The organism is Flavobacterium sp. (assembly GCF_027484705.1).
Taxonomy (GTDB): domain Bacteria; phylum Bacteroidota; class Bacteroidia; order Flavobacteriales; family Flavobacteriaceae; genus Flavobacterium.
The window spans coordinates 120,263-141,511 of record NZ_JAIXSL010000024.1; the positions used below are offsets into that span (position 1 = coordinate 120,263).

The 21,249-nt window shown below is 40.4% G+C and carries 21 protein-coding genes; 8 read left to right on the plus strand and 13 right to left on the minus strand.

Features of this window, described 5'->3' with window-relative positions; all coding sequences use genetic code 11:
- Positions 1-25: 25 nt before the first annotated feature.
- On the minus strand, positions 26-817 hold the full coding sequence (gene truA, locus Q0058_RS14075; RefSeq protein WP_298225041.1) for a tRNA pseudouridine(38-40) synthase TruA: 792 nt from the start codon (positions 815-817) through the stop codon (positions 26-28).
- Between the two features lie 453 nt (positions 818-1,270).
- Between truA and Q0058_RS14080 the strand changes: the two genes are divergently transcribed.
- Positions 1,271-1,765, plus strand: a complete 495-nt coding sequence (locus tag Q0058_RS14080) for a metallophosphoesterase family protein (RefSeq protein ID WP_298225043.1) — start codon at positions 1,271-1,273, stop codon at positions 1,763-1,765.
- A gap of 293 nt (positions 1,766-2,058) precedes the next feature.
- Here the strand turns inward: Q0058_RS14080 and Q0058_RS14085 are convergent, their stop codons facing one another.
- Positions 2,059-2,472, minus strand: coding sequence for a DUF4293 domain-containing protein (locus Q0058_RS14085; protein WP_298225045.1), 414 nt, complete (start codon positions 2,470-2,472; stop codon positions 2,059-2,061).
- A gap of 184 nt (positions 2,473-2,656) precedes the next feature.
- Between Q0058_RS14085 and rho the strand changes: the two genes are divergently transcribed.
- The gene (gene rho / locus Q0058_RS14090; protein WP_298225046.1) at positions 2,657-4,429 is read left to right on the plus strand and encodes a transcription termination factor Rho; all 1,773 of its coding nucleotides are present in this window, start codon (positions 2,657-2,659) and stop codon (positions 4,427-4,429) included.
- 78 nt (positions 4,430-4,507) lie between these two features.
- Here the strand turns inward: rho and Q0058_RS14095 are convergent, their stop codons facing one another.
- The 5 genes from Q0058_RS14095 to Q0058_RS14115 form a co-directional block, all read right to left on the minus strand.
- A complete protein-coding gene (locus Q0058_RS14095) occupies positions 4,508-5,593 on the minus strand; it encodes an endonuclease (protein ID WP_298225048.1) in 1,086 nt (361 codons plus the stop codon).
- Between the two features lie 111 nt (positions 5,594-5,704).
- Positions 5,705-6,814: an endonuclease gene (locus tag Q0058_RS14100; RefSeq protein ID WP_298225050.1), complete on the minus strand. Its 1,110-nt coding sequence runs from the start codon at positions 6,812-6,814 to the stop codon at positions 5,705-5,707.
- Positions 6,815-6,831: 17 nt separating this feature from the next.
- Positions 6,832-8,049, minus strand: coding sequence for a methyltransferase domain-containing protein (locus Q0058_RS14105; protein ID WP_298225052.1), 1,218 nt, complete (start codon positions 8,047-8,049; stop codon positions 6,832-6,834).
- Positions 8,050-8,101: 52 nt separating this feature from the next.
- Entirely contained in the window at positions 8,102-10,078 is a 1,977-nt protein-coding gene (locus tag Q0058_RS14110; RefSeq protein ID WP_298225054.1) for a KUP/HAK/KT family potassium transporter, read from the minus strand.
- A 153-nt stretch (positions 10,079-10,231) separates the two neighbouring features.
- Positions 10,232-11,407 (minus strand): hypothetical protein, encoded by a 1,176-nt coding sequence (locus Q0058_RS14115; RefSeq protein WP_298225056.1) that lies wholly within the window; start codon positions 11,405-11,407, stop codon positions 10,232-10,234.
- A 149-nt stretch (positions 11,408-11,556) separates the two neighbouring features.
- On the opposite strand from Q0058_RS14115, the gene Q0058_RS14120 reads away from it, so the two are divergent.
- Complete coding sequence (locus Q0058_RS14120; protein WP_298225058.1) at positions 11,557-12,603, plus strand: oxidoreductase; 1,047 nt, start codon at positions 11,557-11,559, stop codon at positions 12,601-12,603.
- 8 nt (positions 12,604-12,611) lie between these two features.
- On the opposite strand, the gene Q0058_RS14125 is transcribed toward Q0058_RS14120, so the two are convergent.
- Genes Q0058_RS14125 through Q0058_RS14140 form a run of 4 tightly spaced genes read right to left on the minus strand, consistent with a single transcriptional unit; the run spans position 12,612 to position 15,235 of the window.
- Positions 12,612-13,061 (minus strand): sensor of ECF-type sigma factor, encoded by a 450-nt coding sequence (locus tag Q0058_RS14125; RefSeq protein WP_298225060.1) that lies wholly within the window; start codon positions 13,059-13,061, stop codon positions 12,612-12,614.
- Between the two features lie 19 nt (positions 13,062-13,080).
- The gene (locus Q0058_RS14130) at positions 13,081-13,494 is read right to left on the minus strand and encodes a hypothetical protein (RefSeq protein WP_298225062.1); all 414 of its coding nucleotides are present in this window, start codon (positions 13,492-13,494) and stop codon (positions 13,081-13,083) included.
- Between the two features lie 30 nt (positions 13,495-13,524).
- Complete coding sequence (locus tag Q0058_RS14135) at positions 13,525-14,064, minus strand: sigma-70 family RNA polymerase sigma factor (protein WP_298225064.1); 540 nt, start codon at positions 14,062-14,064, stop codon at positions 13,525-13,527.
- 58 nt (positions 14,065-14,122) lie between these two features.
- Entirely contained in the window at positions 14,123-15,235 is a 1,113-nt protein-coding gene (locus Q0058_RS14140; RefSeq protein ID WP_298225067.1) for a GyrI-like domain-containing protein, read from the minus strand.
- Positions 15,236-15,398: 163 nt separating this feature from the next.
- On the opposite strand from Q0058_RS14140, the gene Q0058_RS14145 reads away from it, so the two are divergent.
- On the plus strand, positions 15,399-17,420 hold the full coding sequence (locus tag Q0058_RS14145) for a dihydrofolate reductase (protein ID WP_298225069.1): 2,022 nt from the start codon (positions 15,399-15,401) through the stop codon (positions 17,418-17,420).
- A gap of 60 nt (positions 17,421-17,480) precedes the next feature.
- Here Q0058_RS14145 and Q0058_RS14150 read toward each other — a convergent pair whose 3' ends face one another.
- Positions 17,481-17,669 (minus strand): hypothetical protein, encoded by a 189-nt coding sequence (locus Q0058_RS14150; protein ID WP_298225071.1) that lies wholly within the window; start codon positions 17,667-17,669, stop codon positions 17,481-17,483.
- 78 nt (positions 17,670-17,747) lie between these two features.
- On the opposite strand from Q0058_RS14150, the gene Q0058_RS14155 reads away from it, so the two are divergent.
- Positions 17,748-18,128 (plus strand): nucleoside triphosphate pyrophosphohydrolase family protein, encoded by a 381-nt coding sequence (locus Q0058_RS14155; protein WP_298225073.1) that lies wholly within the window; start codon positions 17,748-17,750, stop codon positions 18,126-18,128.
- Positions 18,129-18,338: 210 nt separating this feature from the next.
- Here Q0058_RS14155 and Q0058_RS14160 read toward each other — a convergent pair whose 3' ends face one another.
- Positions 18,339-19,406 carry a branched-chain amino acid aminotransferase gene (locus Q0058_RS14160; RefSeq protein ID WP_298225075.1) on the minus strand — a complete coding sequence of 356 codons (1,068 nt, stop codon included), beginning with the start codon at positions 19,404-19,406 and terminating at the stop codon, positions 18,339-18,341.
- 193 nt (positions 19,407-19,599) lie between these two features.
- On the opposite strand from Q0058_RS14160, the gene Q0058_RS14165 reads away from it, so the two are divergent.
- From Q0058_RS14165 to mnmD, 3 genes are read left to right on the plus strand one after another with little or no spacing between them, the layout of a single operon-like run.
- Positions 19,600-20,076, plus strand: coding sequence for a DUF4920 domain-containing protein (locus Q0058_RS14165; RefSeq protein WP_298225078.1), 477 nt, complete (start codon positions 19,600-19,602; stop codon positions 20,074-20,076).
- Positions 20,076-20,531 (plus strand): hypothetical protein, encoded by a 456-nt coding sequence (locus Q0058_RS14170; protein ID WP_298225080.1) that lies wholly within the window; start codon positions 20,076-20,078, stop codon positions 20,529-20,531. The genes Q0058_RS14165 and Q0058_RS14170 overlap by 1 nt, the downstream gene beginning before the upstream one ends.
- Positions 20,531-21,193, plus strand: a complete 663-nt coding sequence (gene mnmD / locus Q0058_RS14175) for a tRNA (5-methylaminomethyl-2-thiouridine)(34)-methyltransferase MnmD (protein WP_298225082.1) — start codon at positions 20,531-20,533, stop codon at positions 21,191-21,193. The genes Q0058_RS14170 and mnmD overlap by 1 nt, the downstream gene beginning before the upstream one ends.
- Positions 21,194-21,249: the final 56 nt, after the last annotated feature.

The window sequence follows — 21,249 nt, forward strand, 5'->3', positions numbered from 1 at the left end:
GGAGCCGGGAACCTGCTGTACGCTCTCAATTTTTTGTGCCGAACGCCGGCACAAAAAGATTTCCGCTGCCATCAGGGCTAGGCTTTACGTATTCGTATGTTATTTCGGTTAAATATAATCCGTGTGCCGGTACCGAAAACCCGGCTTCACTTCGGTTTTTGCTGTTGATGATGGCTTCAAAATCAGCGTTCGTAATTTTATGCAATCCTACATTGATTAATGTTCCGACAATCGCACGCACCATATTGCGCAAAAAACGGTCGGCTGAAATCGTAAAAATAAGGTGATTATCGTTTTGTTGCCAATAAGCCTCGGAGATTTTACAATTGAATGTGTTCACGTCAGTATGCACTTTCGAGAAACATTCGAAATCGGTATGTTCGAGCAAAATTTTCGCGGCTTCGTTCATCAAATCAACATCGAGTTTTTGCGGATTGTACCAACTCAGTTCTGTTTGAAACACATCCTTGAACGTGTTGATATGGTATTCGTAAGTGCGTTTCTTGGCATCGAATCTCGCATGAGCATCGTCGTGTACGGGAATAATCTCAAAAACGGCAATGTCTTTCGGTAAAAAAGAATTGAGTTTGTGCACGATGCTTTGCGCTTCAAACGGTTTGTCGAGATCGAAATGCGCATACATTACTTTGGCGTGAACACCGGTGTCGGTGCGGCCAGCGCCCATGAGTTCAACGGTGGTGTTGAGCACGGTCGATATGGCTTTGGTTAAAGTTTCTTGTACAGAAGTAGCGTTGGGTTGGTATTGCCAGCCGTGGTAATGCGTTCCGTTGTATGAAAATTTGATGAAGTATCTCAAGGGTGCGTTGCCTTTTTTAGCGCTCCAAAGTTACAAAGATTTGCCGTTGTGGAAAGGTTAATTTTTTTGCTTGCGATTTCGTCGTATGTATTTTGATTTAAGGTGTCGGGTTTTGTGTTGTCAAACCAAATCTAAAGAAAAGCTTTGATTTGTGGTGTGATAAATGGCACATCAGGTTATTGATTTTTAAAGTCATATAAATTTTGCGCCTTTGCGTCTTTGCGAGCGAAAATTTTTATTTCTCGCAAATAGGCAAAGGCGCAAAGAGATTGTTGTGAATTTTTTATTTGGAACAAGATTGTTATTTTTACCGAGAAACCCAGCCCTGATGGCAGCGGAAATCTTTTTGTTCTGGGGTTCAGAACAAAAAATTACTTCACTGGTGAATATCTTTAATGGTGTTCAGTGAACTCCGTTTGAGAGCGTACAGCAGGTTCCCGGCTCCTAAATAAAATGAAGAAAATTCTATTGCTTTCCGATACGCACAGCCATATCGATGACGTGATTCTGAAATACGTTGCGATGGCCGATGAAGTCTGGCATGCGGGCGATATAGGCAATCTCATGGTGACGGATACTTTGAAAAAACTCAAACCTTTACGCGCGGTTTACGGAAACATTGATGATGACAAAGCGCGCATGGAATTTCCGCTCCACAACCGTTTTTTGTGTGAAGGCGTTGACGTCTGGATCACGCACATTGGCGGTTATCCCGGAAAATACAATCAGGAAATCCGGGCTGAGATTACGAAAAACCCTCCGAAGCTTTTTATTTGCGGGCATTCGCATATTTTGAAAGTGATTTATGATAAGAAATTGAATTTACTGCACATGAATCCGGGCGCGGCGGGCAAAAGCGGTTTCCATCAGGTGCGCACGATGCTGCGTTTCGTGATTGATGGTGAGGCGATTAAGGATTTGGAGATTGTGGAGCTTGGGAAGAAGTAGACACGGCTGCGCCTTAAGACACGCTTCGCTCAAGACACGCTTTGCTCAAGACACGGCTACGCCTTAAGACACGCCCTGCGGGCTTTGGATTGTAGGATATGACAAGCTTGGGAAGATAATTTCACTTTTTTTGTTATTTGTTGCTCGGTCTAAATCGAAGCGAGTCTTAAGCCCGTAGGGCGAGTCCCAAGCGCAGCGTGTCTTAAGGCGTAGCCGTGTCCATTTTAATCACAAAAAAAACCCGGACGCTAATCCAGGTTTTTCTTCGCACTAAATAAACTAAGTTTATAGGTTTATCTCAATCGGTCCACAGATTTTACGAGATCTTCATCCTTCTTGATGGCTTTGTTGGCCAGCACTAAAAAAACGATAGCAATAATTGGTAGAAACATCCCAATACCCTTCTCAGAAACCGTGACGGCTTCTCCAGATAAGTTTAGGGAACGATATACAAATAAGCCTAATAAAATTAAATTTAATATGATGTTCAACCTGCCTAACACAAATTGATGTTGTCTTTTTTTATAGAACAAGATGCTCAGCAACGACAGCGAAGTACTCAAACCGAACAATACGGAATAGAATTGATTGCCCATGAAGAATTCTGCTTTGGCATCGCTTAACGTCCATAATGGAAAAACGAAAGGCAAGACGCCCGTCACTAGGAAAGCCAAAGCCAAATAAACCGTTTGAATTCTTTGAATCATCTTTGTTTTATGAGCCACAAAAATATATTTTCTTTTTAATAAATACTATTGTATGATAAATTTTTATTCGTATTATTGCATAACAAAGTCGTAAGTACTTCATTTTACGACGCGTTCACACGATAAAATTACACTTCACATTTTATAGTCAATTCCAAATCAACCTAAAATTCAAAGAACATTCATGTTTGATATTTCTGTATTAAAAGAAATGAAGCTTACTGAGCTTCAGGATATCGCTAAATTAGCAAAAACCATCAAGTTTTACGGTGTCAAAAAAGAAGCTCTGATCGATATGATTCTGAAGCATCAAGCCGCCAGTGAAACCAAAGATCAACCTACTCCGGCTCCAGTTCAAGACAACGAAGAGAAGTCAAAAAGAACCCGAATCACCGCCAATAAAAAACCAGCGATTACTAAAGAAGCGACGCTTTTTTCTGCAACTGTAGAACCTGTAATCACAGAAGAAATCGCACCCAAAGAAACTGCTGAGGCTGTAACGCCACAAAATGCTTCGGAAGGTAAAAGCCCTAAAGTCATTAAATTCAAAAAATCGGAATACGAAAAAAAACTGGCTAAAAAAGAACAGAAAGCCGCAACGCCTGAAGTTTCTGAAGTAGCAGAACCCGAAGCCGCTGAAATCAACGTAGAACAACAGGTTTCTGTCGCGGAGAAAAAAGTAAATCCGAACCAACTTCACAAACAAAATCAAAACGGCAACCAGAACCAAAATGGAAATGGAAACCAAAATGGAAACGGCAATGGTCTTGGTCCGAACGGCAACCAGAACCCGAATTTCAAAAATAAAAAGAACAACAATTTCCGCGATGCCGATTTTGAATTTGATGGGATCATCGAAAGCGAAGGCGTTTTAGAAATGATGCCCGACGGTTACGGATTCTTGCGTTCGTCGGATTACAATTATTTAGCGTCACCGGATGATATTTATCTTTCGACCTCTCAGATCCGTTTGTTTGGTTTAAAAACGGGCGATACTGTAAAAGGAGTGGTGCGTCCGCCGAAAGAAGGCGAGAAGTTTTTCCCATTAGTACGCGTTTTAAAAATTAACGGACATGATCCGCAGGTAGTCCGAGACCGTGTGTCTTTCGAACATTTGACGCCGGTATTCCCGACGGAGAAATTCAGATTGGCAGAAAAAGGAAGTTCGATTTCTACAAGAATCATCGATTTGTTTTCTCCAATAGGGAAAGGACAGCGTGGTATGATCGTCGCGCAGCCGAAAACCGGTAAGACGATGTTGTTGAAAGACATTGCCAACGCGATAGCTGCCAATCACCCAGAAGTATATTTATTAGTATTACTGATTGACGAGCGCCCTGAAGAGGTGACCGACATGCAACGTTCAGTTCGCGGCGAAGTTATCGCTTCGACATTTGATAGAGAACCACAAGAGCACGTAAAAATCGCGAATATCGTTTTGGAAAAAGCGAAACGTCTGGTAGAATGCGGTCATGATGTGGTGATTTTGCTCGATTCGATTACGCGTTTGGCCAGAGCTTACAACACCGTGCAACCGGCTTCCGGAAAAGTATTGAGCGGTGGTGTCGATGCCAATGCGTTGCAGAAACCGAAACGTTTCTTCGGAGCGGCCAGAAATGTAGAGCACGGCGGTTCGCTGAGCATTATCGCGACGGCCCTGACCGAAACAGGTTCGAAAATGGACGAGGTGATTTTTGAGGAATTCAAAGGAACCGGTAACATGGAATTGCAATTGGATCGTAAGATTGCGAACAAGCGTATTTTCCCTGCGATTGATCTGACTTCATCAAGTACGCGAAGAGACGATTTATTGCTTGATGAAAAAACATTACAACGTATGTGGATTATGCGCAAATATTTATCGGATATGAATCCGGTAGAAGCGATGGATTTCATCAACGACCGTTTCAAGAAAACCAGAAATAACGAAGAGTTTCTGATTTCGATGAACGATTAAGTTCAATTAATAATTGATAATTAACAATTGATAATTAAAAAGCTCCAAGATGATTGGAGCTTTTTTTATTGTGTTAGATTAATTCACCACAATTTTCTTAGTAGCGGTTTGCGAGTTCGAAGTCAACTTTACAAAGTAAAAACCTTGAGGCAAATTTTCTAAAGTGTACGAATGGTTCACTTCGGTGGGATGTTGTATTTTCTGCACCAGTTGTCCGTTGATATTGATGAGTTCAATAGTATCGATGGTATTGTTGCTTGTGATGTTTATATGGTTGTCATTCGTCGGATTCGGATAAATCGCAATGGAATTTGACAAGTCAAAAGTAGTATTGCTCAGGAACATGCCCGGCCAACGGTTTTCCGCCGGACTGCCGCCCCAAATGACTGTCGCTAAAAAAGGATTGTCGATAAAAGGATTTCGGTTTCCTTGTCCGTAAGCATTATTAGCGTTTCCTAAATAAGTGTTTCTTCGATCTTCCACTTCAGAAACAGGATCTTCGGCATTCCATTCCAACAATAAATTGATCATATTGCCATCAATGCTATTGACGGTTCCGACCGATACGTACATAGGAATACATTGTGTGCCATAACGCAGATACATATACATCATCATACGCGCGATGTCGCCTTTCCATTCATCACCGGGATACCAATAGGCGCCAATGATTCCAGAGTTTCCTGAACCTGCTGCGAATTTTCTACTGGCACGGTCTGAATTCCGATCAACATCAGAAGCCCGGATGTGGTGCGCATCTGAACCTGGGCCATCGTTTCCCAAATCGGGATCACCCAAGGATTTGGCGAAAGTATGTTCGCGGTTCCAATTGCAGGCGCCGGTTCCGTCATCGTATTTGTAGCGTTTTCTATGGTCTTTATGATCGGTGACATCAGCCGGACAGATGGTGCTGCTGAATCCGTAAACCAGAAACACATTGTTGTTGTCCGTTGGATCGACATCGACGACTTTAATCGCGTCTTCGGCTTGTTGGTACGTTAAGAAATGGGTATGAGTTTGTGTGATTTTGATCGCCAACGCTTCTTTCAAAGCCATTCCAGTCTGATTGAAGTTGAATCCGTTATAGTAAGCTGCCGGATTACCCGATTGAGAAAAACCAAAAGTTAGTTTTAAAACGAATAGGGCAATGATTAATTTTTTCATGATACATTTTTTGCGGCTGTAAATGTAATCAGTTTGTCGGAATAACAATCAAATTTTAACGGCATAAAAAAACCTTCCACACGGAAGGCTTTTGAAATAGGGTAACTTTTTTTAGTTGACGATCACTTTTTTGGTGATTGATTTTCCTGCTGTAGTGATTTTCATCAAATAAAAACCAGAAGGAAGATTTTCTAAAGTATAGCTGTTATTTTCCAGACTTGGGTTTTTGATTTCCTGAAACAATTGCCCGTTGATCGTGATGAGTTGGATAGCTTCCAGATTAGCATAGCTACTGATGGTAATCGTGTGGTTATTCGTCGGATTTGGGAACACTGAAATTGTATTTTCCAAAACCGCGAAATTTTCATCCGATAAAGCAGTGCAAGCGGTACTCCAGACACGGCACACATATTCCGGATGGTCTATGTAAGGATTTCTGTTGTTTTGACGCGCATAGATGGCGTTATTCCTGTCGATTTCTCTTTGGCTTACCGGATCGTTGTTGTTCCAGGTTAGTAAGATGTTTAAGAAAGTTGGATTGAAAACCTGATCACTCGTATTGTTGAACATCGGGTAAGTATAACCGGCAACGACATCTTCATAACGTGTGGCAAAATATAGAAGACAACGCGCGATATCGCCTTTGAATTCATCAATCGGTTCGAAAACGGTACCTGTATATCCGGCAGAATATCCTGCGTTTAAGTTGGAGCCTCTTTTCGTTCCGTTTACTGAGGTCCAGTTCACTACATTCACTTTTCCGAAAGGCAAATCACCTCTTTGGGCATTGACGTGTTTGTCAGAAGGCAAAACAAAATGTGCATCGGAATACATCGGAGTGGCAGAACCAAAAACGGATTGCGGAACCAAATGTTCTCTGTTGTAACGTTCGCATTCGTTGTTCCCGAGTGTTCCGTCGTCTTGACCGGTTCCATAAGTGAATTCACATTCAGCTCCGGTTGGATTTTCGGTATAATTATCCAACATGGTTCCGTCATTTTCATAATAGAAATCTTTATCAGAAGTATTATAAGTGGTATACAAACCCGAATAACCACGGTCATTATGTCCGTTGATGATATTGAAGAGTTGCGTTTTTAAAGTGTATCCTGTTCCGGTAGCCGTGTTGTAATAACCGGTCGGAATCGAAGCACTGTTTCTTTGCTGTCCAAAAGTAATCGCAAGCGAAAAGGTTAAAAGTAGGGTAAGTAATTTTTTCATATGAAATGGGTGCTTAATTAATTTGTTGCTCTTTCGAGGAGTGCCATATAAAATCCGTCGAATCCTGATTCTGACGCAAGGATTTTGGAATCTCTTACAAAAGTAAAGTTTTTACCAGTCTCGGTAGTTAAAAAATGTTTAATTTGTTCCTGATTCTCAGATGGTAAGACTGAACATGTAGCATATACAAGCTTTCCGCCGGGTTTTACGATTTTAGCATAGCTTTCTAAAACCTCGGATTGCACTTTTCGGATGTTGTCGATGAATTCGGGTTGTAATTTCCACTTCGCATCAGGGTTTCTTTTTAAAACACCTAATCCGCTGCATGGCGCATCGATTAAGACACGGTCGGCTTTTTCGTAAAGTTTTTTAATGACTTTTGTCGAATCTATAATGCGGTATTCGATATTGAACGCGCCGTTTCTTTTGGCTCTTAGTTTTAATTGCTTGAGTTTGCTTTCGTACAAATCCATCGCAATGAGTTGGCCTTTGTTTTCCATCAAGGAAGCGATGTGCAAGGTTTTTCCTCCAGCTCCGGCGCAAGTATCGACGACACGCATGCCCGGTTTTACATCTAAAAACGCGGCAACCAATTGTGAATTGGCATCCTGTACTTCAAAAAATCCTTCTTTAAAAGCATCAGTCAAAAATACATTCGCTCTTTCTTTGAGCACTAAAGCGTCGGGTTGGTCTTTTAAAAATTCGGTTTCGATGTTGAGGTCCATTAAGATCGCTCTTAATTTTTCCTTGGTTGTTTTGAGTGTATTCACTCTGAGAATCACTTTCGCGGGTTGGTTTTGCGCAGCAATTTCTTTAGTCCAGACTTTTTCGCCCAGTTCTTTCACGCCTAAAGCATCCATCCAATCCGGAATGGATTCGCGGAAAGCTCTGATTTTCGATAATTCGTCAAATCTACCTTTTATTTTGCGTTCGGGTGTGCCTTCGAGTTGTCTCCAATCGGGAATCGGATAACCTCTCAAAACGGCCCAGACAGCGAACATTCTCCATAAATTATCACGGTCGTAAGGTTCTTTGACTTCGGCAATTTCGGCATATAAACGTTTCCAACGTACGATTTCATAGATGGTTTCGGCCACGAATTTGCGGTCGGAACTTCCCCAGCGTTTGTCTTTTTTTAAGGCTCTGGCGACTACTTTATCGGCATATTCCCCTTCGTTGAAAATCGCATTTAGGGAATCGATGGTAGTGTATACTAAATTTCGGTGTAATCTCATTTTTTGTCATTGAGGTGCAAAGGTACAGTTTAATACGCAGTTTGCAAGCCCTTTAATTGATGCGCGTCAGACAGATTTTTTCCGGCGGGTGAAGCACCATCGGGAATTTTTCGATTTTGACCGAACTGCTGTCCAATCCGAAACCGTTTTCTTCTGAGAGGCTGAATTTTTTGATCAGGAAGTAAGTATTCATAATCACCTTCTCGTGCCAACGCAAATCTGAATCGTTCGATAGGAATTTCTCAGACAAGACGAATTTGAAATCGCCGAGGATGTTGTTTTTGTTCAAAGATTCGTAGCGGCTCGTGACATCGACTTCGCCATTTTTCACCATATCGGTAAGCACTTCCTTAAACATCAAATTGATTTTCGTTGGTTCGCGGAATCCTAAATTGAAATCGATTCTGAACAAATCATCTTTGATGACTTCGGTCACTTTGTATTCGGAACGGTAGGGTTCGCTCAAAATGTTGACGTGCACGAACCAATAGATGTCAGCTCTTTTCGGGCGTTTCTGTAAGATCGAATACATTACTTTTTCCTCAATCTCGTCGGTTCTTCCGGCATTGGTCATGTACACTAAATGTGTGGCATATTTTGGAATCGATAAATCGACGCTGAGTTCGGCAAGCACTTTTTTGTAATTGTCAATCTTAACAAATTTCGTATAGGTTTTGCTGATCTGTTTCGCCATATACCAAGTGGTCATAATCGAAATCAGCGCAATGGCAATGAATAAAGTAACGTAACCGCCATCGGCAAATTTGGTGATGTTTGCCACGAAGAAACTCAGTTCAATAATCAGATAAATCGTAATCAATGGGAAAAGGAAATACCACTTGACGCGTTTCATGATCAGATAATAATTGAGCAATATCGTCGTCATGATCATACATAAAATGATCGCCAATCCGTACGCATGCTCCATGTTACTGGATTCTTCGAAGTGAATAACGATTCCAATACAACCTAACAACAACAGCCAGTTAATCGATGGAATGTAGAGCTGGCCTTTCAATTCAGTTGGATATTTGATTTTGACTTTAGGCCAGAAATTCAATCGCATCGCTTCATTTATTAAGGTAAATGACCCGCTAATCAAGGCTTGAGATGCAATCACCGCTGCTAAAGTTGCAATAACAATTCCAATGGGCTGGAACCAGCTTGCCATCGACAAATAAAACGGATTTGCATTGGCTCCTCCAATACTTCTGAGCGTTTCGCCTTCGTGTTTAATGAGATAAGCCGCTTGTCCGAAATAGTTGAGCACCAAAGTGATTTTTACAAAAATCCAGCTGATGCGGATGTTTTTCCTACCGCAATGTCCCATGTCAGAATACAAAGCTTCGGCTCCGGTGGTACATAGAAAGACAAACCCGAGAATAAAAAAACCTTCTGGATTCACACCATCATCGGCAATTAATATCTTATAGGCATAATAGGGGTTGATGGCTTTGAGGACTTCATAATTTCCTATAATCTGTAGTGCACCTACAATGCCCAACATCATAAACCAAATCAGCATAATTGGGGCAAAAAATTTCCCGACGAGCTTGGTTCCGAATTGTTGAATCGTAAACAGGATGACTAAAATTCCAATGACAATCGGAATAGTGTTGATTTGAGGATAAAACGTACGAACCCCTTCAACGGCTGAGGAAACGGAAATCGGAGGCGTGATAATTCCGTCTGCCAGCAAAGCACTTCCACCAATAATCGCAGGAATAATGAGCCATTTAATTTTTGTACGTTTGACCAGAGCGTACAAGGCGAAAATCCCTCCTTCACCGTGGTTGTCGGCACTCAATGTGATGAGGACGTATTTGATTGTTGTTTGTAGGGTCAGCGTCCAAAAGACTAAGGAAATTCCGCCCAGAACCAAATCTTTGTTGATGGCGAAATCGAGACCCAGTATGGCTTTCATTACATACAAAGGTGAGGTTCCAATATCACCATAAATAATCCCAAGGGAAATTAGTAATCCACCGAAAGTGAGTTTACTGTGTAGGCCATGATGTTGAGAGCTCATAAAAAACTATTAAAAAAAGAGGACAAATTTACTATTATAAATACATATTTATTAAAAATAGCCATTTATTTTTATTAAACGATTTGAATCTAAATTATAGGAAATAAAAAAACACCGCAATGGCAGTGTTTCTTATGAAATAAATAGAATGTATTATCGTCTGTTACCTCTTTCACCTCGCGGCGAACTGTTATCCCGTGCATTGTTATTTCTGGTTTCAGTCCGGTTTTCATGGGTTGAAAACCTTTCGCGGCTTCGGCCTTCATTGTTGGCTACGGGAGATTTTACGCCACCTGTAGGACGATCGTATCTCGTCGTGTTTTCGGCTCTTGTTCTTTGGCCTTGGTAATCTTCATTTCTTGTGCTTTGTTTGATTGGGTCATTGTTTCTTCCAATTGTTCTTGTTCCGTTGGATGAAGATTCGCTTCTGGTACTTTGCTTAATCGGATCATTGTTTCTGCCGTTAGATCTTGTTCCGGTGTATGATGATTCGCTTCTTGTAGTTTGTTTAATCGGATCATTGTTGCGACCATTGTTTCTGGTATTGGTGTAAGCCAAATCTTTTTGGTGACCACCATTTCTTACGGTTCTTGTACGGTCTAATTCATAACGGTTTGCATAACTGGTATTTCTGTAGGTGAAGGCGCGTGTAGGATAAGTTCTCTCGCAATAGTTGGCTCTTATAGGTTGGTGCATTATGACCGCTCTTGAACATCTTCTTGTAGTCACATAATTGTAATGGTTGTTGAAATTCAAATGAATGTTGATGTTGTGACGGTATCTGAAAACCGGACAAGGATTCCAGGCAAAATAATAGGTCGGATAATAATTCCAATACCATACGGAGCAATACGGACGGTAGCGTGGCGTCCAAAACGTGGTGTAAATGATGGGAGTACTTACATAAACCGGTTCGTAAATATAATTCTGTCCATACATATAAACGTCACCTACAACCTGTACTTGCACTTGGTTGTCGCGGTCTCTTTCTACTTCAATGGTAGCTACGTCCTGAAAAGTATCTTTTCCTAAAACCGCCTGCACTATGATGAGGTGTGTGTTTTCTTCAACCGATTCAATGACTCTTAAATAATCAACTTGGTTGTCATCATTCAAATCGAGATTTGAGATTTGAATTTTCGGATCGTTAAGCTGTCTTTCGAAATCTTCAAGATTTTTAGCGTCTCCGAAGATGGAAGCAATTGCCCGAAGGTCTAAGTTATCACTGATTTCGGAACTCATTGCATTGACCGTGGTTCGGTCTTGGGCTAATAGGGAAGAGGCAAAAAGGAAAGTCACACAAGCGGAAAAAATAATTTTGGTTTTCATGACGTTGGTTTTTTGATTAATAATAAATCATTCACAATCAAAAACTTGGAATGATAATCTAACCGCGGTTTTTCAATTACTGTGCCATTAAAATTTTGTAGTTTCCCATTTTTATGTTAATAATCGTAAATTCGCTTAAAATCATCCACATGAGAATCTTACTGTTTTCCTTGTTTTGTCTGCTCTCAGCTTGTGCTACAAAAAAAATGCATGAAGGTCTTGATTTTTTTCAATCGGTAGCTGTCGATACTCTTTTAAGCGATAAAATCAATTGTCGTGCGATTATTCCAACCGATGATAAAGTTTATTATGCCGGCGATCAGGGACGGAACGGGTTCGTAAATTATACCGACAAAAAGAAAACGCAATTTTTACTTCTTGGTGCCAATAATCCCATGGAATTCAGAAGCATTGCCAAAACTTCCAAGGCAGTTTTTATTTTGAGTATCGGAAACCCAGCGCAACTTTATAAACACTCAAATGATTTGTCTCAAAGCAAGCGTGTTTACATCGAAAGTCACGAGAAAGTTTTTTACGACAGCATGCAATTCTGGAATGAACAAGAAGGAATTGCTATTGGTGATCCTGTTGCAGATTGTCTTTCGATAATTCGCACCAAAGATGGTGGTGATTCATGGCAGAAAATCCCGTGTAATAAATTGCCAAAAGTGGTCGATGGTGAAGCCGCTTTTGCCGCAAGCAACAGCAACATCGTCATCAAGGGAAACGACAGCTGGATCGTGACCGGTGGAAAGAAAGCACGCATTTTCCATTCATCTGATAAAGGAAATCACTGGAAAACTTTTGAAACTCCGATTGTTCAGGGTCTGGAAATGACTGGAATTTACACAGCGGATTTTTACAACAATAAAATAGGTGTGATCGCCGGCGGGAATTATGAAAAGCAAAACGAAAATTTCAGCAACAAAGCCATGACTTTCGATGGCGGAAAAACGTGGAAATTGGTTGGCGAGCATGAAGGGTTCGGTTATGCTTCCTGCATTCAATTTGTGCCAGAAAGCAAAGGTTCGGCGATGGTTTGTGTGGCAGGAAACGGCTTATGGTATTCGCATGATTATGGCGAAACTTGGAAATTATTGTTCGAAACCAAAGAGCTTTATACTTTGAGGTTCTTAAATAAAAATACCGCTGTTGCTGCGGGCAGAAGCGGTATTTTTAAACTCGATTTTAAATAGAAATTCAATTAATTCCTGTTGTCTCGGTACTGTTTCAATAGTTTTCGGTTGAATCCTTCCTCGGCTTTTTTCAGCTTGATGATTTTCATTGGAGGAATGACGCCTTTCAGACTCGTAATGAATTTTTTGCGCAACTGATACAATTCATCTTCAGTGTTTTCCATTTGGATTAAGAACGCCGTGGCTTCTTTATCAGTCATTTTATCAATTTCACTGCCATCCATACGATCAAGGTAGGCGCGTTTTTTTTCCTTTTTAAACTCTTTTTGCTTGTCTTCAAACGAATTGTACAAAGGCCAGAATTTTGCAGCTTCTTCAGAAGTGAGGTTGAGTTCCTCAGTAATGTAAGCTACTTTAAGCGCTTTGATCTGTTCTTTTTTCTGTTTCAACAATGGTTGTGCAAACGAAAACGAAGTGGTCAAAAGCACGAATAAGAATATCATTTTATGGGTTTTCATAGGTATATTTTTAGGATTGTTAATCAACAATATAATCTTCAACGTTGCCATCAGCGGTGAGAATGTCTTCGAGTTCTTTATCATCAATTTTTAAATCGACTTTCATTTTCTGGATGTCATTCTCATTAAATAATTCCACAATATCATCGTCACTGATGTCGGCGTGATTGGTGAGATAATTCTCTAAAGTACCTTTGTCGATTTCCGTTGAAGAACGATTCATGTAATGGATTAGCGGAATGGTCAAAGCGATAATAAAAACCGCTGCAATAGCCATTATCCAGGTTTTTCTTTGTGCGAATAATGAAATGACCGGTGTTTCATCTTCCTGCAAGCGTTGGTTCACTTTGCTTTGAAGGTCATCAAAATAAGCCTCCGGGACTTTAAATCCGGAAGTTATTTTAGGTTCGTCATCAAGTTTAAATGCTTTCATGGTCGTTGGACAAATTTAATGGAATTAAGTTTAATTGGAGGTCATATAATTTTCAATCTTCTTCACCGCATGATGGTACGAAGCTTTTAGAGCTCCGACCGAAGTTCCCAAAATCTCAGACATATCTTCATATTTTATCTCTTCATAGTATCGCATTTTAAAAACCAACTGCTGTTTCTGCGGTAGAAGTGCAATAGCTTTCTGCAATTTGATCTGGATTTCGTTGCCGTCAAAATAATCATCCGCTTTGAGGTTTTCGACAATTCTGGTTTGCATAGCTTCACTCGTAATGCCGTTGCGTTTCGCTTTTTTGTTGATGAAAGTAATGGCTTCATTCGTCGCTATGCGGTACATCCACGAGAATAATTTGCTTTCGCCTTTGAAGTTTTTGAGATGCTGGAAGACTTTCACGAAAGTGTTCTGCAACACATCATCGGCATCATCATGATTCAGTACAATATTTCGAATGTGACTGTATAATGGTCTTTGATACTCGGACAACAGTTTTTGAAACGCGACATTCTGCGTTTTCGGATCCAGTAAAGTTGCTATGAATTCCAGTTCTTCCAAGCCAATTTTCTTTATTGGAATTTATTTTAACGCAATGGTTTAACGCAGCTGTAAAAATTTAAGGTGTTTTATTTTCGGTTGCAGGCGTAATAACGGTTTCTGCCGGATTGTTTTGGTCGGTTTTTGGAATTACGGGTTTCGGTACCGCAGCTTCTTTTGCCTTTATAGGAACATAGATTTCCGTAACCCATTGCGACGGATTTGCAATCTGCACCATGTTTTTGCTGTAGACTTCCATATGCGTTCCTTCGGTATTTTCGTTCAGATTGTTCTTTTTAAGATAGTCGAGCGTTTTGTTCCAAGCTTCGCGCGTGTGCGAATAATCACCGGTTAAAGTGGTTTTCACCGCTTGAAACGGATACAGCAATCCTGAAGTGATATCGCTACCTTCGCTCGTATGGATTTCTTCCTTAACCGGAATGCAAACTGATAATTTACTGATGCCGTTGGCTGTGTCATAAGTATGGTAAATCACAAACGGTTTTCCGTACATCACTATATTGTTCTTAGTAAAAAAACGGATCATCTGTGGAATCATAATCCTTAGGTTGTAAGGAATTTTACTGATTTTACTCGTAATGGTTTGTTTCAGATAAAACGTCCCAAGTTTTTTTACCACGCCATCCAATTTGATTTTGTAGGTATTGATTTCGTAAACCAAAGTCTTGTCGAGATTGGTCAGTGTTTTTTCCTGCATGCTACCAAAAGTCTGGGTCGCGCCGCCCTGCAAAAGCGAATACATTTTGAACTTAAAACTCATTTGGCCTTTCGAACGCCAGGTGATTTTAGTTCCGCCAAGCGTATCTTTAAATTCCCAGGTTGAAACTGATTCAGAACCGTTGAAGTTTACTTTTTGGTGGATCATTTCGTTATCTTTCAGAGCGATGGTTTTCATGTCGCCTTCTCCATCAGCGCTTTTCCAAGAACAAGAACCACCATTTCCGACGGTGTTTTTGGGATAGTAAAATTGCGCTTTCGGGTCTTCCTTTTTCCAAGATACGAAAGTTTCCCAATTCCTGTAATCATTGACATAATTGAACAATGTTGCTTTCGGGGATTTAATGAATGCCGTAGTCTTGACATCAAAATCGCCTTTGAGCGTCGCAACATAAACGGTAGTTGCAAAAAGGGCCAATAATAATAGTAGGAAAAGATATTTCAGAATTCTCATAGTGCATAGGTTGGTAACCCTGTAAAGTTAGAAATTTTATTCAGACTTCGAATCAATTTTATAAATTCCTTACTGCAGAATCAAGTTCCATTTCATCACATTTTTAAAGAAACTATGTTATATTTGTTAGCAATTTTTAAATCAATACTTAAATATTTTTATAATGAAATTAGTAAATTTTACCTGTGTCATCATCGCGGTTTGTTTTTCATTCATTGGAAGCGCACAATCAAAATCTGCGAAAGAAGATGCCAATTTTGATTATGTCGTCGAACAATTTGCCGATATCCGCGTGTTGCGCTACCAGATTGCCGGTTGGGACAAATTGACGCTCAAAGAAAAACAACTCGTGTACTATCTCACGCAAGCTGGAAATTCCGGACGCGATATCATGTGGGATCAACATTATAAATACAACCTCAAAATCAGAAAAGCGCTTGAGAAAGTATATACAACTTACAAAGGTGACAAAACCACTGATAATTGGAAAAAATTTCAAATTTACCTCAAACGTGTTTGGTTTTCCAACGGAATCCACCATCATTATGCGAGCGATAAAATTAAGCCTGGTTTTCCAAAAGAATACCTCAATAGCTTGCTGAAAGCCACCAAAACCAAGCTTGATGCAAAAATTGTCGATATCCTTTACAACGATGCCGATGCCAAAAAAGTCAATCTTGATGAGTCGAAAGGTTTGTTGGCAGGTTCTGCTATTAATTTTTATGACAAAGGCATAGAAGTTAAAGAAGTTGAGGATTTTTACTCTAAAATGAAAAGCCCTGATGCCAAAAAACCATATTCCTACGGATTGAACTCAAAATTGGTTCGAAATGCTAAAGGCCAGCTTGAAGAGAAAGTTTGGAAAAGCGGAGGAATGTACGGAGCAGCCATCGATAAAATAACATATTGGTTGGAAAAAGCTAAAAGCGTTGCTGAAAACCAGAAACAAGCTGATGCACTTGGATTGCTAATTAGTTTCTACAAAACAGGCGATTTAAAAACCTGGGACGATTACAACATCGCATGGCTTCAGGCTACCGAAGGCAACATCGATTATATCAACGGTTTCATAGAAGTGTATAACGATCCGCTCGGCTACCGCGGTTCATACGAAGGTGTAGTTCAGATTAAGGATTTCGACATGTCCGCCAAAATGGAAGTCGTTTCAAAAAACGCCCAATGGTTTGAGGACAATTCGCCTTTGCAACCCGAGCACAAAAAGAAAAACGTAGTAGGCGTTTCATATAAAACAGTGGTTGTTGCGGGAGAATCGGGTGATTCATCACCAAGCACACCTATTGGAGTCAACCTTCCGAATGCCGACTGGATCCGCGCGGAGTATGGTTCGAAGTCCGTTTCATTAGGTAACATTATTGATGCTTATGCGAAATCGGCAGGAAAAGGAAAATTATTAGAGTTCGCTAATGATCCTGAAGAAATCGCATTGGCTCAGAAATACGGAGAAATCGGCGATAAACTGCACACGGCTTTGCATGAAGTCGTTGGTCATGCTTCAGGCCAGATCAATGACGGTGTAGGAACACCAAAAGAAACTTTAAAAAGCTATGCCTCGACTTTGGAAGAAGGCCGTGCGGATTTGGTTGGTTTATACTATTTATACAACCCGAAATTGCAGGAACTTGGTTTGGTTGATGACTGGAAAAAAGTCGGTATGGAATCGTACGATAGTTATATCAGAAACGGTCTGATGACGCAATTGGTGCGTTTGGAACTCGGTGCGAATATCGAGGAAGCTCACATGAGAAACCGCCAATGGGTGAGTGGTTGGGTTTTTGAAAAAGGCCAGAAAGACAATGTCATCGAAAAACTGACCCGCAACGGTAAAACCTATTACAACATCACCAATTACGAAAAACTGCACGAATTGTTCGGACAATTGTTGCGCGAAGTACAACGTATCAAATCTGAAGGCGATTTCAATGCAGGAAAGAATCTTGTGGAGAATTACGGCGTGAAAGTAGATCAAAAACTACATGCCGAAGTGCTCGAAAGAAACAAACAATTCACCAATGCGCCTTACAATGGTTTTGTAAATCCGGTGTTGGTTCCGCAAATGGATGCTAAAGGAAACATTAAGGATATCATCGTAACACAACCGGAATCATTCGCCGATCAGATGTTGCAATATTCTAAAGACTATAGTTTCCTTCCTGATGAAAATTAAACAGAAACTATATAATAAAAAAACGCTTTCAGATTTGGAAGCGTTTTTTTATGAATTGAATTAGCGTTTCATAGTGAACTTGATCATAAAAAGCATCACAATGAATAAAAGAAATGCAATCAATACTTTATAATTTCCTTTGTAAAACAGTTTGTGCACCGCAATATCTTTTCGATACGAAAACGTAATGACAATTACAAAAGTGATGAAAAACAAAGCGGCAAAAATCCATTGTCCGGTTGAAAACATGATGATAATTTTTTTGCCAAATTTAATCAATTGCAATCAAAATCAGCTATTTTGCGTCGTCAATTAATATTAAAAATCATGCAGAAACAACTTCAGGCCGTTACCGAATTCCACACCGCTTTTGCGATCGGACACAGCGAAAATCCCAGAGCCGATTTGGGCGAAATCAAGAATATGCTTCGCTTCAATCTGATGAAAGAAGAAAATGAAGAATACCTCGAAGCCGTTCAGAATAAAGATCTAGTGGAGATTGCCGACGCTTTGGGCGATATGCTATACATCTTATGTGGCACCATCATCGAACACGGATTGCAAGACAAAATCGAGGAAGTTTTTGATGAAATCCAGCGCAGTAACATGAGCAAACTTGGTGAAGACGGAAAACCGATTTATCGCGAAGACGGCAAGGTGATGAAAGGCCCGAATTATTTTAAACCGGATTTTTCAAAGATTATTTGATGGACACGCTATGCTACAGACACGCTTCGCTCAGGACACGGCTACGCCTTAAGACGCGCCCTACGGGCTTTGGACAGAATAAAAGTCAATAAAAAAACCGGAAGCATTCTAACTTCCGGTTTTTTTATTCTTTGAATGGTCTTAAGCGTAGCGTATCTAAAGCCCGTAGGGCGTGTCCTAAGCGAAGCGTGTCTTAAGGCGCAGCCGTGTCTAAACTTTCACCGTCCACCCAAAAGTATCTTCGGCTAATTTATATTGAATATTCGTCAACTTATCTTTCAATTCCAAAGCTACAGAATGTTCTTGTTTCGGCACTTCGTAGTACACATCTTCATAAGAAAAACCCGCAATCGGATTGACTACTGCAGCGGTTCCGGCTCCAAAAATTTCTTTGAGGCTGCCATCTTTTGAAGCTTCAATCAATTCAGAAACCAACACAGAGCGCTCTTCCACTTTGATGCCGTCGCGTTTGGCAAGATCAATTAGGCTTTTTCTCGTGACACCATCAAGGATTCTTTCGCTGGTTGGCGCTGTATATAAAGTATCATTGATTCTGAAAAAAACATTCATCGTTCCGGCTTCCTCAAGTTTGGTATGCGTGGCATCATCAGTCCAGATGATTTGCTGGAAACCTTTCTCGTTGGCGAGTTTCGTCGGATAGAATTGCGCGGAGTAATTCCCGGCAGCTTTTGCAGCTCCAATCCCACCATTGGCGGCGCGGCTGTAATGATCGGCAATCAACACTTTCACTTCACCTGAATAATAAGATTTGGCCGGCGAAAGGATAATCATAAAACGATATTGTGTCGATGGTGCGGCAATAACGCCACTACCAATCGCAATCATAAACGGGCGGATATACAACGTATTTCCCATGCCTTTTTTGACCCAATTGCGTTCCAGATCGATCAATTGATGCAAACCGCTCATGAAAATGTCTTCAGGTAATTCTGGCATCGCCATTCTCACAGCGGATTTATTGAGTCGGCTGAGGTTTTGATCGGGACGGAACAACCAAACTTCATCTTGCTCCGTTTTGTAGGCTTTCATGCCTTCAAATATGGCTTGTCCGTAGTGGAATACTTTCGCTGAAGGATCAATCATGAAAGGTTCGTAGGGCTTGATTTGTGGTTTGTTCCATTTTCCTTCGCGAAAATCACAGACGAACATATGATCGGTGAAAACACTTCCGAATGAAAGGTTTTCAAAATCAACGGTGTCAATTTTTGAAGCGGGAACGGTTACGATATCGATTTCGTGAGTGGTATTTGAACTCATTTACAGTTGGGATTTAAGGTAAAATAAAAGGGTAACTGACTGGTTATGAACGCGTAAAAATCGATATTTTAATCAGATAAAATGTTCGGTTTTAATTTCGGCTAAAATAATAAAATTAATGCGTTCGATTGTATCAATAAACCTTTTATTTTTGTCCGACCAATACATATTAATCGCTTTAATATTTTAGCATATGAAAAAAATTATTTTGATGCTGTTGATCTTGGTTTCTTCAGCAAACGCACAGAACAAAACCAATACTAATGAAAAGTATGCTTCCTTTGGAGCCAAGATTTCTAAAGACGGCGCCATTTCAAAAGAGCAAATGACGGCTAAGTACGCTAAGTTAAAAGCGGGTGATACTATTAAGGTAAAATTTAGTTCTAAAATAGTTGACGTATGTTCCAAAAAAGGCTGTTGGATGAACCTGCAACTAGGTAAAGGGAAAAGTGCTTTTGTAAAATTTAAAGACTATGCGTTCTTTATGCCTCTGAATTCCGCAGGCAGTGAAGTCATCGTTAATGGTAAAGCATTTGTGAGTGTTGAATCGGTTGCTGAGCTTCGTCATTATGCTAAAGACGCAGGAAAGTCAAAAGCTGAAATCGAAAAAATCACCAAGCCAGAAACTTCGTATTCTTTTGAAGCCGACGGTGTATTAATCAAAGAATAATGAGGAAATTTATTTTTCTTTTGGGCTGCCTTGTCATTTTAAGCTGTACAAAAAAAGAGAAAGTTGTGGCGCCTGCTAAGAAAGAGGAAACCTGCGATTCAAAAAAATCCGGAAGCAGGTTTAAGATGTATGAAATGTCGGAAATGGCCGCCTTGATGGAACAAATGTACGTCGATAACCAACGGCTCAAGGAAAGGATTAAAAATGGCGATACCATTGGCAAGTTTCCAAACCATTTTCTGAAGATTCATAAGGCTGTGATGACTGACGAACAGGATAATGACGCTTTTTTCAAGCAACAGGCCGCGGCGTTCATCAAAGCACAGGAATTGATTTATCAAGATCCAAAAAACGCTAAAAAGCATTTCAATGACGGAGTAGATGCTTGTATTTCGTGCCATCAGGAAAAATGCGGCGGGCCGATTCCAAGGATCAAAAAACTTTACATTCCATAATGAAAAGAGAAATCATCCGCACGGCAGACGGTTCGACGACCATTCATTTGCCGGAATGGGATGAGCATTACCATTCGAAACACGGTGCGATCCAGGAAGCTAAACACGTTTTTATCCAAAACGGACTTTCGTTGTTCGCGGGAAAATCAATTGCCATATTGGAAATCGGATTCGGAACCGGACTCAACGCTTTTATTACTTATATTGAATCCCAAAAGTTAAACATTGATGTTGATTATGTCGGTGTTGAAGCTTATCCTGTAGCGCCAGAGGAAATTGCTTCTATGAATTACGTTAACGAATTGAATGCCAGTGATGAAAAGACCATTTTTGACGTAATGCACACGGCTCCGTGGGAAGAAAAAATATCGATTTCCAACACTTTTTCACTCACCAAAAGGCAACAGTTTTTTGACGCTATTGATGATGTTGAAACCTTTGCTTTGATTTATTTTGACGCTTTCGGCTATCGAGTGCAACCCGAATTGTGGAGCACGGAAATCTTTCAAAAAATGTATAACGCCCTGAAACCAAAAGGAATTCTGGTGACTTATGCGGCTCGCGGTGTCGTCAAAAGAAGTATGATAGAAGTCGGCTTTACCGTTGAAAAACTGCCCGGACCGCCCGGAAAACGGGAGATGTTTCGCGCTTCCAAAAATTAGTTAAGCATGCTATTGCCAATTAACATTTCATTTGTAAAAACGAATTCTTTTTTAAT